15 protein-coding genes and 1 pseudogene are annotated in these 15,263 nt (G+C 59.6%); 14 read left to right on the top strand and 2 right to left on the bottom strand.

All coding sequences use genetic code 11. The annotated features are described in order from the left end of the window. The first annotated feature begins 78 nt into the window (after positions 1-78). From JCM25414_RS20490 to JCM25414_RS26770, 14 genes and pseudogenes are all read left to right on the top strand, one after another. Positions 79-894 carry an outer membrane protein assembly factor BamD gene (locus tag JCM25414_RS20490; protein WP_408734894.1) on the top strand — a complete coding sequence of 272 codons (816 nt, stop codon included), beginning with the start codon at positions 79-81 and terminating at the stop codon, positions 892-894. Between the two features lie 78 nt (positions 895-972). Next, positions 973-2,686 (top strand): annotated as a pseudogene (recN, locus tag JCM25414_RS20485) (DNA repair protein RecN). Next, positions 2,686-4,752, top strand: coding sequence for an NAD-dependent DNA ligase LigA (gene ligA / locus JCM25414_RS13580; protein ID WP_025841988.1), 2,067 nt, complete (start codon positions 2,686-2,688; stop codon positions 4,750-4,752). The pseudogene recN and the gene ligA overlap by 1 nt, the downstream one beginning before the upstream one ends. A gap of 115 nt (positions 4,753-4,867) precedes the next feature. After that, the gene (locus JCM25414_RS13575) at positions 4,868-6,178 is read left to right on the top strand and encodes a hemolysin family protein (RefSeq protein ID WP_051535897.1); all 1,311 of its coding nucleotides are present in this window, start codon (positions 4,868-4,870) and stop codon (positions 6,176-6,178) included. Positions 6,179-6,287: 109 nt separating this feature from the next. Next, positions 6,288-8,132 carry an FUSC family protein gene (locus tag JCM25414_RS20480; RefSeq protein WP_242403585.1) on the top strand — a complete coding sequence of 615 codons (1,845 nt, stop codon included), beginning with the start codon at positions 6,288-6,290 and terminating at the stop codon, positions 8,130-8,132. 29 nt (positions 8,133-8,161) lie between these two features. Continuing rightward, complete coding sequence (locus JCM25414_RS25340; RefSeq protein ID WP_242403584.1) at positions 8,162-8,362, top strand: hypothetical protein; 201 nt, start codon at positions 8,162-8,164, stop codon at positions 8,360-8,362. A 55-nt stretch (positions 8,363-8,417) separates the two neighbouring features. Then, complete coding sequence (locus JCM25414_RS13565; protein WP_025841986.1) at positions 8,418-8,612, top strand: DUF1656 domain-containing protein; 195 nt, start codon at positions 8,418-8,420, stop codon at positions 8,610-8,612. A gap of 13 nt (positions 8,613-8,625) precedes the next feature. Continuing rightward, positions 8,626-9,573 carry an HlyD family efflux transporter periplasmic adaptor subunit gene (locus JCM25414_RS13560; RefSeq protein ID WP_025841985.1) on the top strand — a complete coding sequence of 316 codons (948 nt, stop codon included), beginning with the start codon at positions 8,626-8,628 and terminating at the stop codon, positions 9,571-9,573. A 20-nt stretch (positions 9,574-9,593) separates the two neighbouring features. Next, positions 9,594-10,169, top strand: a complete 576-nt coding sequence (locus JCM25414_RS13555) for a nicotinamidase (protein ID WP_035443493.1) — start codon at positions 9,594-9,596, stop codon at positions 10,167-10,169. Positions 10,170-10,342: 173 nt separating this feature from the next. Then, a complete protein-coding gene (locus JCM25414_RS13550) occupies positions 10,343-11,443 on the top strand; it encodes a hypothetical protein (protein WP_159101777.1) in 1,101 nt (366 codons plus the stop codon). Positions 11,444-11,450: 7 nt separating this feature from the next. Next, positions 11,451-11,729: a hypothetical protein gene (locus JCM25414_RS13545; protein WP_148301095.1), complete on the top strand. Its 279-nt coding sequence runs from the start codon at positions 11,451-11,453 to the stop codon at positions 11,727-11,729. Between the two features lie 9 nt (positions 11,730-11,738). Further along, positions 11,739-12,053, top strand: a complete 315-nt coding sequence (locus tag JCM25414_RS26780) for a hypothetical protein (protein WP_369346087.1) — start codon at positions 11,739-11,741, stop codon at positions 12,051-12,053. After that, positions 12,014-12,538 carry a hypothetical protein gene (locus JCM25414_RS26775; RefSeq protein ID WP_369346086.1) on the top strand — a complete coding sequence of 175 codons (525 nt, stop codon included), beginning with the start codon at positions 12,014-12,016 and terminating at the stop codon, positions 12,536-12,538. The genes JCM25414_RS26780 and JCM25414_RS26775 overlap by 40 nt, the downstream gene beginning before the upstream one ends. Positions 12,539-12,546: 8 nt before the next feature. Continuing rightward, positions 12,547-12,717: a hypothetical protein gene (locus JCM25414_RS26770; protein WP_369346085.1), complete on the top strand. Its 171-nt coding sequence runs from the start codon at positions 12,547-12,549 to the stop codon at positions 12,715-12,717. Positions 12,718-12,724: 7 nt separating this feature from the next. Here the strand turns inward: JCM25414_RS26770 and JCM25414_RS13535 are convergent, their stop codons facing one another. Both JCM25414_RS13535 and JCM25414_RS13530 read right to left on the bottom strand, forming a co-directional pair. Beyond that, positions 12,725-13,108 carry a response regulator gene (locus tag JCM25414_RS13535; protein ID WP_025841981.1) on the bottom strand — a complete coding sequence of 128 codons (384 nt, stop codon included), beginning with the start codon at positions 13,106-13,108 and terminating at the stop codon, positions 12,725-12,727. Then, complete coding sequence (locus JCM25414_RS13530; protein WP_035443515.1) at positions 13,108-15,042, bottom strand: GAF domain-containing protein; 1,935 nt, start codon at positions 15,040-15,042, stop codon at positions 13,108-13,110. The genes JCM25414_RS13535 and JCM25414_RS13530 overlap by 1 nt, the downstream gene beginning before the upstream one ends. Between the last annotated feature and the right edge of the window lie 221 nt (positions 15,043-15,263).

The following is a 15,263-nucleotide window of genomic DNA, read 5'->3' as shown; positions in this document are numbered from 1 at the left end:
AGTGGAAGAGTCGGCATGCACCAGAACACAGAACGTAACGTTACTCCTGCTCCAAAGCGTCAGCGTCTCGTTGCCGCAATGATGGCGAGCAGTTTTCTGCTCCTGAGCGGCTGCTCGATCTTTTCCAACAAGGAAGAGGTCAAGGCACCCAAAGTAGCGAGCGCCGAAACACTGTATAATTACGGCATCGATGCTCTGCATTCCAAGCGCTATACGCTGGCGAGCGGCGAGTTCGAACTGCTCCAGCAGAATTATCCGTATTCCGGCTATGTCGGCAATGCGGAACTGATGGAAGGCTATGCCTACTACCTGCAGGGCGAGTATGCACTTTCCGTCCAGCAGCTCGAACGTTATCTTCTTCTGCATCCGACCAGCCCTGACGCTGCCTATGCCTATTATCTGCGTGCGCTCTGCTATTATGAGCAGATTGCCGAGGTCCAGCGCGACCAGCAGGGAACCGTCGAAGCCCTCAACGCGCTCGAGGAAGTGGTGACCCGTTTCCCGCAGACGGCTTATGCACGTGACGCCCAGCTCAAGATCGATCTCTGCCGTGACCATCTGGCCGGCAAGGAAATGCTCGTCGGGCGATACTACCAGCAGCAGCATAATTACGAAGCCGCTCTTGGACGTTATCAGCGCGTCGTGGCCGATTTCCAGACGACAAACCACGTTGCCGAGGCGCTTGAGCGCATCGTAGAAGTCGATCTTGAGATCGGCATGGTTGACGAAGCCCGCAAGGCGACTTCGGTGCTCGGGTACAACTACCCCAATAGCCAATGGTACCGTTACAGCTATAACCTGCTGCGCAATCGCAATCTTCTCCCCGAAAACAGCAAGGCCCCCGGCTCTGACAAGCGCGGCTTCTTCGGACGTGTGTGGCATTCGGTTTTCTGATCTGAAACAAGGCTTTCCGCTGGTGTCGCGCGTTGTCGCCAGCGAAATCTTCGTGCTGATTTTTCAGGATTCCGCCTCATGCTGACTCACCTCTCGATACGCGACGTGGTTCTTATCGAGAGGCTCGACCTGCCGTTTCATCCGGGTCTGACGGTCCTTACGGGTGAGACCGGCGCGGGCAAATCCATTCTTCTCGACTCTCTGGGTCTCACGCTCGGCGACCGCGCCAGTGGCGGTCTTGTGCGCGCAGGGGCCGATCAGGCTGCGGTTTCCGCCTGTTTCGAGATTCCCGACGGGCATCCGGTTCATCAGCTCCTTGCCGAGCAGGGCATCGCGCTTGACGACCCGCACGAACCGTCGTGCTGCGACGCACTGTCACGGCCGATGCGCGCTCACGAGCCTATGTCAACGATCAGCCATCGGCGTCGGGCTTCTGCGACGCATCGCCGCCCTTCTGGTCGAGATACAGGGCCAGCATGACCAGATGGGTCTTGCCGATCAGGCAACCCATCTCGATCTGCTCGATGCTTTTGGCGTGGAACGTTCCACGCGTGAGGCCGTGGCCCGCAGCTATCGCCGCTGGATAGAGGCCACCGCGGCACTCGCTGCCGCGCAATCGGAAATGGAAGCGACGCGACGCGAGGAAGACTGGTTGAGACAGGCTGTTGATGACCTCGGCGTTCTTGCACCGCAGGAAGACGAGGAAGAGCAGCTAGCCGCCCTGCGTATCGGGTTGCAGCAGGGCGAAAGGCGCGGCGAGGCCATTGCCGCGGCTCTGGCAGAGCTGACCCCGCGCGACCGCCGCTCTGCTGCCCCTGCCGCGGCCCTTCGCAGCGCGAGCCGCACCCTTGCGAGGCTTCTGCCTGCACCGGGCGAAGAGAACGCTCCCAGCTCGGCCCAGCAGCAACAGGCTCAGGAAGCCCTGGTCGCGCTTGAAAAAGCCGAAGAGGCTCTAGCAGAGGCCGAAACCCTGCTCTCCCGTCTTGCCGCCGACGCCGATACCGACCCGCGCCTGCTGGAAGAGACGGAGGAACGACTTTTCGCGCTGCGCGCAGCAGGTCGCAAGCATGGCGTGACAGTGAACGCGCTTGCGTCGCTGCTGACCAGTCTTCAGGCCCGGCTCGATGCGCTGGATTCAGGCAATGCCCGCATAGAACAGCTACAGGCCGAGACGCAGGCAGCGCGTGAGGTTTTCGCTGCCGAGGCCGAAAAGCTGAGCACCATTCGCGAGCGCGCTGCCCGTCGCCTCGAAACCGCCGTCATGGCCGAGCTCAAACCGGTCAGGCTGGAACGCGCCCGGTTCATCGTTTCGCTGACACCACTCGAACCCGAGGCCTGGAACCTACGCGGCAAGGAACAGGCGTCTTTCCTCATCGCCGCCAATCCGGGCCAGCCCCCCGGCCCTCTCGCCAAAGTGGCCTCGGGCGGCGAGCTGTCGCGTCTGATGCTCGCGCTCAAGGTTGTACTTGCTGAGCGCTCTGCCATTCCGACGCTGGTTTTCGACGAGGTCGATTCCGGTGTTGGCGGGGCAACGGCGTCATCCATTGGTGATCGTCTGCATCGCGTGGCGCGCGATGTGCAGGTTCTTGTCGTCACGCACAGCCCGCAAGTGGCCGCGCGCGGCGACCAGCATCTGCGCATCAGCAAGCGCATCCGCAAAGAACGCACCGAGACGCTGGCCGAAAAACTTTCACCGGAAGAACGGCGGGAAGAGATCGCGCGTATGCTGGCCGGTGAAACCATTACCGACGCCGCCCGTACAGCCGCAGACAGTCTTTTGGAACAGGAATAATGGACGACACGACTGCCGGGAAACATGCCGAGGAACATGCCCGGCTTTCCGCGCTCATCGCACGCTGGAATGCCGCCTATCACCAGAACGATGCGCCAGAAGTGTCGGATGGGGAATATGACAGCACACGACGTGCCCTGATCGCGCTCGAAGAGGCCCATCCCAACCTCAAGGCGCGGGGCAGCGCCCTCGACGAGGTCGGGGCTGCACCCGATTCCGCTTTCGGCAAGCAGACCCATCGTGTACCGATGCTTTCGCTCGATAATGTTTTCACGACAGAAGAATTCGAAGCTTTCGTATCCAAGGCCGCACGCTTCCTCGGCCTCGACAGCAAGGCGGCGGATGCTCTGGCTTTCGTGGCTGAGCCCAAGATCGACGGGCTTTCGATCAATCTAACCTATCGTCATGGCAAGCTTTTGCGCGGCACGACACGCGGTGATGGCCTTATCGGCGAAGATGTGACGGCCAATCTGCTCACAATCGCCGAGGTCCCGCGCGAACTCTCCGGCAACGCGCCGGAAGAAATCGAGATTCGCGGTGAGATCTTCATGGCAAAAGCCAATTTTCTCGCCCTGAACGAGACAATGCTGGCGCAGGGGCAGAAGCCTTTTGCCAATCCGCGCAATGCTGCCGCTGGGTCTCTGCGTCAACTCGACCCAACAGTCACGGCGAGACGCCCGCTCTCGCTTTTTGCCTATGCGCAGGGCCATGCCAGCGAACGCTGCGCCGCAACGCATTGGGCTTATCTGGAAAAGCTGCGTGGATGGGGCTTCGTCGTCAATCCGCTCTCCAAAGCGATTGCGCATGCCAGTGAAATTCCTGCCTATATCGAGGCATTGGCGCGCGATCGGGCCTCCTTGCCCTATGATATCGATGGCGTGGTTTTCAAACTCGACGATCTCGATCTTCAGACGCGGCTGGGTTTTGCCGGTCGTGCGCCGCGCTGGGCCATCGCCTGGAAATTCCCCTCAGAGCAGGCCATCACAAGGCTGGAAAAGATCGAGATCCAGGTTGGCCGCACCGGCGCCCTGACCCCCACCGCACATCTTGAGCCCGTCAATGTGGGTGGGGTCATCGTCTCACGCGCCACCTTGCATAATGAAGACGAAATTGCCCGCAAGGATGTACGCCCGGGCGATCTGGTGCGTGTGCAGCGGGCAGGCGACGTCATTCCGCAGATTCTCGGCCCCGTGCCGGAAGACAAGGAACGCGGCCCGGCATTTGTTTTCCCGACAACCTGCCCGGTCTGTCACTCCCTGACCGAGCGCCCCGAGGGCGAGGCCGTGCGTCGTTGCACAGGCGGACTCACCTGCGAGGCGCAGGTGGTGGAGAGGCTGATCCACTTCGTTTCGCGTCAGGCCTTCGACATCGACGGTCTGGGCGAACGCTCCATCCGGGAATTCCATGAAATCGGCCTGATCGACAAACCGGGCGATATTTTCCGATTGCACGAAAAAGCCGCTGTGATCCGGGCGCGCGAAGGCTGGGGCGAGACGTCAACCCGCAACCTGCTGCGCGCCATTGAGCAGCGCCGCAGCATCGCGTTCAGCCGCTTCCTGTTCGGCCTGGGCATCAGGCGTATCGGTGAGCGCAATGCCCAGCTCCTTGCACGCCATTATCAGACTTACGAGGCATGGTTCGACGCCATGAGAGCGGCAAGTCTGATTGGTTCCGATGACCGTCTGGCTCTTGGCAGCATCATGGGGATTGGCGAAAGCATCGTGGCCGATCTGCTCGCCTTTTTTGCCGAACCGCATAATCTTGCAACACTGACAGATCTACGCGGCGAATTGACGATCGAGGCCGAGGCGCGCCCGGAAGAAGGGCCGCTCTCTGGCAAGACCATCGTTTTTACCGGCACGCTGCACAGCATGACACGTCCGGAGGCCAAGGCGGTTGCAGAACGTTTAGGCGCGCAGGTGAGTGATTCAGTTTCGAAAAAAACCGGCCTGGTGGTTCTGGGTGAAAAAGCCGGTTCCAAAGCAAAGAAAGCCGCCGAACTCGGCCTCGAAACCTGCGACGAAGCGGGCTGGCGTCAAATCGCTGGCCTGCCTCCTGCGAATTAAGGCGCGGATACTGGAATATGGAGCACAACGCGTCTAGTATTGAAGCTTCTGTTTCCAAGCCCCCTTTTTTTGAGGAGCCACGCGCGTGACGTTGCTGCTTCTGGGCCTCGCGGCCATGGTGGCAGCGATTGCCGTCTCCATTCTCATCTCGTTGTCAGAGATCTCCTTCGCTGCGGCACGCGATATCCGCCTGCGTGCCCTCGCCGATCAGGGTGATCCGCGCGCAGCTTCCTTCCTGAAGCTGCGGCGTAATAGCGGCCAGGTCATCACCGTTCTGCAAATCTGCCTCAATGCGGTAGGCGTGCTGGGCGGTGTGATTTCGAGCGAATTGCTGACGCCGGCATTCAGCGCGGCTCTGATCGAGGCGGGGCTGACACCCGGCTTTGCGGGCAAGGTCGCTGCGAGCCTGGCCTTCATGGTCGTGACCGGGCTCTTCGTGCTTTTTGCCGATCTGCTGCCAAAACGGATCGCCCTCAACAATCCGGACCGGGTCGCGCTCAAGGTAAGCTGGTTCCTGACCGGCGCGCTGCGCGTGTTGTATCCGGCTGTCTGGGTGTTCTCGATCATTTCCGACTGGCTGCTCAGCCTGCTGCGCATTCCTGCTGCCTCGGTTGTCGATCCGGTCACACCGGAAGACCTCAATGCCATGCTCGCGGCCGGGACGGCCTCTGGCGCATTGCAGGAAAAAGAGCATCAACTTATCCAGAACGTGCTGGCCCTGCAGGATCGGTCGGTTACCTCGGCCATGACCCCGCGTGACGAGATTGTCTTTCTCGACGTGCAGGAGAGTCTGGAATCCCAGCGCGACAAGGTGCGTATCCGTCCGTATTCGCGCTATCCGCTCTGCGATGGCGGGCTCGATCATGTCATCGGGTCGATACGCGCCGAGGATGTTCTGGTGGCGGTCGTCGATGAGGTTCCACCCAATGCTGACCCCTCCCAGCCGATCAGCAACCAGATCTTCCGCATGCGGCGCGACACGCTCTCCCTCCCCGACACACTGAATTTATGGGATACGCTGGCGCAATTCGACTCGCATGGCGCAGGATTTGCGCTGATCGTCAATGAGTATGGACTGGTTGTCGGGCTGATCACCTTCAAGGACATCATGGGCGCGCTCATGGACGGGCTCGCCAGCCCGTTCGAGGAGCAGGCGATCGTGCGACGCGACGCGAATTCCTGGCTGATAGATGGCGCTGCTCCCATCGGCGACGTCTTTCGCGAACTCGATATCGCTCTCGATGCAGAGCGCGACCTGTTTCACACGATTGGTGGCTTCGTCATGCATCGTCTGCGTCGCATGGCCCGCAAGGCTGACCGGGTGGAAGCCGCTGGTTATCGCTTCGAGGTTGTCGATGTGGATGGGTTCCGTATCAACCAGCTTCTGGTGTCGCGCATGGCGCCGGGGGATGGCACTGGTTTCTGAAGCGTATCTGACAAAAGATTTCAGAACCCACGCAATCGTGTTGCGCGCTTGACCTCACCTCTCATCAGGGCGTTCCTCAACCGGATATCAGTTTTCTGGATGGAGCCGAATGACCGAGGGGGTTGAGACGCGCATACGCTGGTGGCCACGCCCCGGCGATCTGCCCAACCCACCCTTCCCTCCCGGATGGATCGGTTTTTCACTTCGAAGCTGGGCTGCTGTCTGTCTGGCGCTGGCCACGGCCTTCTGGGCGCAGCTCGACGCGCCCGCCGGTGCTGCCGTCACGGTAATGATCATTACCCAGCCCCTGCGAGGCCAGGCCCTTTCCAAAGCCCTGTATCGACTGATCGGCACGGCGCTTGGAGGGGCAGCCTCGATCCTGCTCATCGCCTGTTTCAGTCAGGATCGCGGCATGATGCTCGGAGGGTGCGCCCTCTGGCTTGCAGGATGCACCTATATCGGCTCGCTGGAGCGGCATTTTCGCTCCTATGGCGCATTGCTTGCCGGCTACACCATCGCGCTGGTCGCCATCAATGTGGTCGATACGCCGCAGGATGTCTTCGATGTTGCCCTCTCACGGGCGAGTTGCGTGGCCATCGGCATCGCGTCGGTCGCCTTCGTGAACATGCTCACCGGCTCTCCCAAGGCATGGCAGAAGCTCGCCGACGGGCTCGAAGCCCGCGCGCGCCAGATACGCGAATTCGGTCGACAGGCCGTGCAGGGCGAGAGCGTAGCGGATGCGATGGAAACCACCGCACTTGCAGGCGATATTCTCTCGCTCTCGGCCCAGATCACCTATGCCAAGACCGAAATCGACCGCTCGACCCGGCGTACGGCTGGGGCGCGACTGGCGATTATCGGCATGTTGACAGTGCTCGGTTCAGGGCGCGCCATCGCGCATATATTGCGTACGAAAAACGTCTCCGCTCTCGCACGGCGTCACGTTCTGGCGTGGCATGAGTTGCGAGAGGACCACAGCGATCGCTTCGAGACTGTCGGTTCGCTGATCGAAGCCATACGGGAAGAACAACCGGATTATCATCCCGATGCCACGGATGCGCATTATCTGGAGCGGGCAGCGGTGCTTCTGAGCAATCGCCTGCATATCTCGACTGGCATCAATACGCTGCAATATGCCACGCCTGCGGGCGAGGCGCTCAAACTCGCACAGATCGCTCAGCACCCCGATCATGTCGCCGCCTTCATCAACGCCCTGCGGGTGCTGCTTGGTTTCTCGATCACGGCCGGGTTCTGTATCGCGAGCGGACAGCCTGCCTCCATGGCGGCACTGTCTCAGGCGGCGCTGATTCTCACCCTTGCCTCGACGGCGCTGGACACGTCCAAATTCGGGATGGGCGCGATATTGGGTCTCACTCTGGCCGTGTTTGTCGCTGCCATCATGAATTATCTCATTCTGCCCCATATTGCGGCCTTCGGGGCTCTGGCACTGGTCTTTCTGCCCCATACTATTTTCGCCTGCATCATGCTTCTGAATGCACGCACAAGTGCGATCGGCTTCAATTACGGCGCGTTTTTTCCGATCATCCTGGGGTTGAGCAATCATCAGGATTACGATCCCCTCGCCTTCATCGCGCGCAATATCTTCTACCTGATTTCAGGCGTGATCTCCTTCATCATCCTGGTCCTGCTTTTTCCGCCAACGCCGCGCAGCCGGCGCTTCCGCATTGCGACCTCGATCGGTCAGGATCTCGAATCCCAGCTCAGAGGCAGAGGCAAACCGGCAGGAGCTGCCCTGCTCAGCCAGAAATATGACCGCCTCGTTCAGCTGCTGACGTGGACGAAACAGCTTCACGCCCACCCCGCCAGCAGGCAGGCGCCGAACGTCCGGTCAATCGTCACGTCTTCAATCGTCTGGTCACGCTGGAAGATCTTGCCACCACGCTGGCACGCGTTCGGCATTATCTGCGTGAGGCCGATCAATGCATGTGCCTAAACGCTCTTGCAGGCGAAGCACGACATCTGGTGAGTTCGGCATCTTTCCCGACGCTCGCCCTCGCCCTGCCGCGACTGAGCGCCTCCTTTCTCGCTCTCGCCCGGGACGCGACGCCGAGAGAACGCGCCATCGCCATTCTCTGCGCCGGCAGCCTCGAAGCCGTCCGCTCGACACTCGCCGATAATCGCTCGACGCTCATGCATTTCGGGCTGGGACGCTCAAGATGGTAGCGTCACCCCATGAGAGCCCCCTCGCACAGAACTGCCCTGACCGGAGAAATACGCGGTGAGTGAGGTGATCGATCTTGAAGGGGTACTCGTCTCGGCTTTTGTCGCCAATCTCTTTCTGGCGTTGCTGACGCTTGCGCTCATACGCTGGTGCTTCGGCAGGCTCAATCTCTGGCGGTTTTTCTGGAATCCGCCCCTCGCCCAGTTCGGCCTGCTTGTCTGCCTGCTCGGGCTTTATACCTGGCTCATGTGAAAGATTCCCGATCGTGCTCGCTCGTGCCTCACGCCTGATCAGATGGCTCATCACCCTGTCGATCCTCGTCGTTGCAGGGATCGTTATCGTGATTCTGTGGGATTATTATACCGCTGCCCCCTGGACCCGTAACGGTCAGGTGCGCGCGCAGGTGGTGAATATGGCGCCGCGTGTTTCAGGCGAGATCATCGACGTGCGTGTGCATGACAATGAATTCGTGCATCGCGGCGACGTGCTTTATGTCATCGACCCCTTCGATTTCAAAGTGCGGGTAGCGACCGCCGAAGCCAACCTTGCCGAGCGAAAAGCCGATCTCGATTTCCGTATTTCGCAATATCAGCGTCGCCGCATCATTCCCGGTGTTGCGGTTTCGGCGGAAGAAAAGCAGCAGTTTTCTGCCGCTGCCGCTCAGGCCCGTGCGCAATATGATGCGGCTGAGGCTTCCTTGCGTCAGGCACGCATCGATCTCGATCGCACCATCGTCCATAGCTCTCTGGATGGCTATGTCACCAATCTCTTGATGCGGCCCGGCGATTTCGCCACAGCAGGACACGTCAATATCCAGATCATCGACTCAGCCTCCTACTGGGTGGACGGCTATTTCGAGGAAACCAAGATCCATAATATCGAAATCGGTGACCCGGTACGAATGGATCTGATGGGTGGCCACCACCCGGTTTTCGGTCATGTCGAGAGCATCACACGCGGCATTTCGAGCATGAACGCCACCACCGCGACCCAAGGCCTGCCGTCTGTCGATCCGGTCTATACCTGGGTGCGTCTGGCACAGCGCATTCCTGTGCGCGTTCATATCGACCAGCTGCCGCCCGACCTGCACCTGGCCGCAGGCATGACCGCTACCGTCACCATTGTGGCTGAAAACGGACACAGGCGACATATGTCGGCAAAAGACGCCCTGCATCATTTCGGTGACGACATGCGCCATGTTATCGGTCACTGAGACACGCGGAGTTTCTTCTCATGGCCTCTTCATTGCCTGCAGCGCCCCGTCGCGCCCTGCTCGTCATCGACGTGCAGAATGATTTTCTGTCAGGGGGCACGCTCGCCGTGCCTGACGGCGATCTTGTTCTGCCTGCTGTCAATGCGCTCATGACGCAGGCCTTCGATGCGCGTATTGCCAGCCGGGACTGGCACCCTGAGAACCATGTTTCCTTCGCGCCACAAGGGGGAGATTGGCCAATCCATTGCGTCGCCGGAACACAGGGCGCAGATTTTTCGTCGCATTTCGATCAGAGCCGCCTGAGCCATATCGTGCACAAAGGGCTCGATCCGGCATGCGATTCCTATTCCGCCTTTTTCGATAATGACCAGCGTCATTCGACCGGGCTCGATGCCCTTCTGCGCGGCCTCAATATCAATCACGTCACGATCTGCGGCTTGGCGCTCGATTTCTGTGTGGCGGCCACCGCATCGGATGCACGCAAACTGGGTTTCGAGACAGTCGTCAAACGGGCAGCCTGTCGCGGGATAGCAGCTGACGATACACTCTGTCTGAGCGAGCTCGCTGCTCTCGGCGTGCAGATCGATCTGACGTGATTTCTGAAGTCCGGTTAGGACTGATGCGGCGCCTCAAGCCGTCACGATGCGAACATCCCGCTCGTGATGCGTCGATCATGATCTGTCCGCCTCGCGTATGAAGACGCGTTTTCGGAAAAGAATTGTCAGGTCGGTTTTTCTGCTCCATCGCTGGCTTGGAATCACGCTCGCTGATGATGTGCATCTGGTGTCTCTCCGGCTTCGTCATGCTCTGGAAAGCCTGGCCACAACCCGACGAGACACGAGCAAGTCTGGCGCATGAGCGCTTCCAGCTCGGCACTGCCGTCATTCTGCCCTCGCTGGATGGTTCTTACCGATCCTTTCGGATCGTAATGGCCGGATCTCTTCCCGTTCTTCAGGCCATTGCTGAGACAGGTGCTGTCAAAAGCTTCGATCTCAACACTGGCAGGACGCTGTCTCTCTCAGCACACGATCTTGAGGACGAGGCGGCACGCTATGCTGGTTTGGCACGCGTTTCGGCACATTTCGAGGGGCTGCGCGACGATGATCAGTGGATCCTCAACACGAAAGGCCATCAGTCGGGATTTTATCGCTACGCCCTCGATGACCCACAAAAGAGCCTCGTCTATCTTTCACCAGTAACCGGCGATGTGGTTCAGGCGACCACAAGCGCGACCCGCTTCTGGTCGTGGCTCGGGGCGATACCGCACTGGCTCTATCCGTCTCTTCTCAAGCGCCATCAAAGGATCTGGGTGAACACGCTCATCATCCTGTCCGGCCTGGGCATATTGCTGACGTCGTTGGGGCTCTGGATTGGCTGGCGACGCCTTGGAGCAGGGCGACGTCTCTCCCCCTACAAGGGGGTGCATTTCCTGCATCATATTGCCGGGCTGATTTTCGGCCTCATGCTGCTTTCCTGGATCACGACCGGGTTTTTGAGCATGAATCCCGCAGGCCTGTTCGAGCTTGGCCCCGCGCCGGACTGGGTCGCGCGCCTTCACAGGCCCGTTTCGTCATCCGAGCTGGAAGCCCTCATTTCGACACTGCGCGCGCACCCCGGACACATGTTTCGCGACATCAGGCTCAGCGCGTGGGGCGGCACGGTTTTTCTATCGGTCATCGACAATGACGGAAAAAACAGAGCGCTCGATCTGACGCTATCGCCCGTTTCTCTGACAGGTGAGCCCCTGCGGCAGAATCTTTACAGACAAGGCCTCGCCGCAAGCGTGACTACACTCGACCACGAAGATTCCTACTATTTCTCTACCCACCATCTCAAAACGTCCTTTTCCGGTGCTTCGCATAACGGGTGACGATGGCGTGAGCCTCTATCTCGACGTGCGAAGCGGCGCACAGCTAAAACTTGTCGACACTGGCGCCATAGGATCGCGCTGGTTCATTTACGGGCCACACGATCTTGATTTCTTCGGCTGGCTGCGCACATCCACGGCGCGGCTCCTTATTGCGTTGCCCCTCCTTTGCGGCGTCAGCGCCCTCTGCCTGACCGGGTTCTGTCTCGGTATCGCACGCCTGCGTTTTGGCTTCACAACGGCGCGCACCAGTCGTCGCAGGCGAGACAGGTCGTGCGGCTCAAGCTAGAAGAGCAGCATGAGCCGCAGCCCAAATCCCCCCCAGAAGAATCTTCCTCTCGGTGTATTATGCGGCGCCGGCGCCGGTGCTCTGTGGGGGCTGGTCTTTCTCGCGCCTGAACTCGCGCGCGACTTCCCCCCTCTCGACCTCGCTGCCGGGCGCTATCTCGCCTATGGCTCATCGCGCTGTGCCTTGTCAGCAAGAGATTACCCTCTCTGTGCCGCAGCCTGCGTGGGCGCGACTGGCATGGGCTCTTCTGGCTCTCGTTTTTCGGCAACAGCTTCTATTACGTCATGCTCTCGATGGCGGTGCAGAAAGGTGGCATCGCCCTGACCTCACTTGTGATCGGGTTCATGCCCGTCGCGGTGACGATCATCGGCAGCCGCGAAAAGGACGCCCCCCCTTTCCTGAAGCTTGCCCCATCGCTGTTCTTTTGCATGATAGGCGCATTCTGCATCGGCTGGCAGGCCCTGTTTCATGTCGGACCCATATCCGACGATCCGGGTTCGAGCGGCCTGATAGGCCTGCTCTGCGCTTGTGCGGCCTTGGCCTCCTGGACGGGTTTTGCCGTCGGGAACAGCCACGCACTGGCGCGCCTGCATCATGTATCGGCCCATGACTGGAATTTACTTACCGGGCTCATGACCGGCGCTCAGGCAGTAATCATGCTGCCGCTGGCGTTTCTGTTCGACCAGACAACGCATGATCTGGCCGCATGGGAACGTTTTGCCACTGTCTCTATCGGCGTCGCGGTCATCGCCTCTCTTTGCGGCAACGCGTTATGGAACCGCATGAGCGCCTGTTACCCCTCACCCTGACCGGACAGATGATTCTGTTCGAAACGCTGTTTGCGCTGCTCTACGGTTTCTTGTGGGAGAAACGGATGCCGCATTCGCTGGAACTTGCGTCATTCATTTTTATCGTTGCCAGTGTGCTGTGCTGTGTGGCAGCGCATCGCAAGCCTGCAGCGCAGACGTCAGACAACCAAGCCTCCTGAGACAGGCTCAGCAAAAAAGCGAAAGTGCTTCCTTGATACGCTGCTCGTTGAGGGGCTTAGGCAGGAACATCGCTCTGGCGGGAATACTCGCCAGTTGAGGAATACCGCGCCCACTGGTCACGATAATCTCGATGGGAGGCCAGCGATCTCGCACAAGAGCGGCCAGACGCAGCCCATCCATCGAACCAGGCATATCAACATCGGCCAAGACGATACGAATGTCAGGTCGACTCTCAAGAATGATCAGCGCCTGATCGGCATCGGAAGCCTCAGCAACCGCATAACCCGCCTCTTCGAGCAAATCCATGAGGCTCATGCGCTGCAACGGTTCATCTTCAACCACCAGCACGGTCGTTGCCTGTCGATGTCCGTAATCCAGTGAATGCGCCATTACGTCCTCATGATCTTTTCTGCGTCGGCCCGGAAGCTGGCCGACAGACCTTCCTGCTCATAGCGCAGGGAAACGCCTCCCGTTCCAATGAGTCCAAAGGATATTAAACGTGATCCGAAGCCACCTTTGGTTGGTTCCTTGACGGGCGGACCGCCTAGCTCCTGCCAGAAGAGCACGAGATCGCTCCCCGTCTGTGTCGGCTCAATCTGCCATGTGATAATGACTCTGCCTTCAGATACTGAAAGCGCCCCGTGTTTACAGGCATTTGTTGTCATTTCGTGAATGAGCAACGCGGTGGACATGGCAGCTCGCGAGCCAAGACGCAGAATAGGCCCCATAATCTGGCATCGCTCGAATACAGAAGCATCTTTCAGAATATTGGCGATGAGATCGCCAAGTATTGCAGCCCGCTGTTCGTCGCAGTGAAGCAGATCATGGGCACGCCCCAGAGATTGCAGCCGCTCATAAAACCGACTTGCCTCCTCCTTTGACAGCGCATCGCGCAGCGTCATGCGTGCAACGGCCTGAACCATAGCCAGTGTGTTGCGCAATCGGTGGGCAATCTCGCCATTGATCACGTTCTGAAGCTCGTCTGCCCGCCTGCGCGCAATGGCGAGTTCAAGACGATCGGCGGCATTATGAAGCCAGGGAATTTCCTCGCTCGTCCAGTCGTGAGGCGCAGTAAAATGCACCAGCATGAGCGCGACATTTCGTCCGTCCTCACGCACCGGCACATTGATGACGCCACGCGCCTTGAGGGCGAGCCACCCCGCACTATCATCGCGTGTGCGTGGGTCGGTCAGGATATCGGTAATGACGAGCGCCTCGCCCGCGAGAAGCGTCTCGCGCAGACGCCCGTAATCGTCGAAGCGATAGACGCCCTTGATGGGCGGCATGCCGGGCAGAGCCCACCCTTCGGCGACAGAGATGGTCTCGATATCATGATCGAGTTCACCATACGTCGCCCGGTCGGCGCTCAGGGCCTGGCCGATCACGGCCATGGCCTGACTGATCATGATTCCAATATCGCGTTCGTCGCGCAACACGTCGCCAAGAGCGATCAGACCGGCCTGACGATTACGCGAGGCGATCTGACTGGTAACATCCCGGAACGTTGCTGAAAAAAATCCCTGGCCGACCGGGTAAAACGTGCCTTCATACCAGCGCCCTGTCGCCTTGACGCGCTGGACGAATGGAACGGGCTGATCGTTGTCCAGCGCTTTCGCCGCAAGATCGATCCAGTCAGCCTCCACAAAAGGGAAAAGCGCTGCATAGGTTGCGCCGATAACCGAAGCGGCCGGAATACCTACATGGCGCTCCCAGGCCGGATTGACCTCATGATAGACCCAGTCGAAGAAGCGGCCTGTTTCATCGCGCAACGCCTGCGCAAGAAAATATCCCTCATCCATGGTCTGGAAAAGGCTGTGCCAGCGTTTCTGTGTCGCATCGAGCGCTGCGCTGCGCCTGCGGAGCTCAAGAAGGTCAACCACGAGACTGGAGAGTTTGGCCAGCGCCTCACGCTGTGCCGGGACCAGGCCACCCGGACGTGGGGCATCGTCGATGACAGCCAATGCACCGATCGTACCGAAGGGCGTACGCAACGGCACGCCCGCGTAAAAACGGATCTCCGGCGCCTCCAGGACGAGAGGACTCTGACGTGTTCGCGGGTCGGTCGTGAGGTCTTCGACTTCTATCAGACAGTCATGATCGACGACCCAGCGACAGATCGAACCATCCAGCGCTGTCTGACATAGCGAGGTGCCAAAACGCGCCTTGAACCATTGGCGATCCTTGCCGATCAGGCTCACAATCGCAGTTTGCGTGTTGCAGATCTGTGCCGCCAGAGAGACGAGATCGTCATAGCCACGCTCAGGTGGCGTATCGAAAATCTCATAGGCTTCGATACCGATCGAGCGAGGCTTCTTATCGACCATGCCTAATTCCAAGCGACATTTCGGCTCCAGCGCATGACCGGGCATCCGGACTCTGTTCCGCCTTCGCTCCTACGACGATTTGGTTCGTTCCAGAAGCGCAAATAAAAGCCGCAAGACTAAAAAAGGGCTCGTTTGCCGGGAAATACGATTCCTGCCGATGCGATGCATTCAGGACCCAAGCCGCTCATCGTCCGCATTAGCCGCACGCTTGGTGTTCATCG

This window comes from Asaia platycodi JCM 25414, assembly GCF_000614545.1.
Lineage (GTDB): Bacteria > Pseudomonadota > Alphaproteobacteria > Acetobacterales > Acetobacteraceae > Asaia > Asaia platycodi.
Note: the sequence above shows the minus strand (reverse complement) of the source record. Positions and strands in the feature narration are given on the sequence as shown.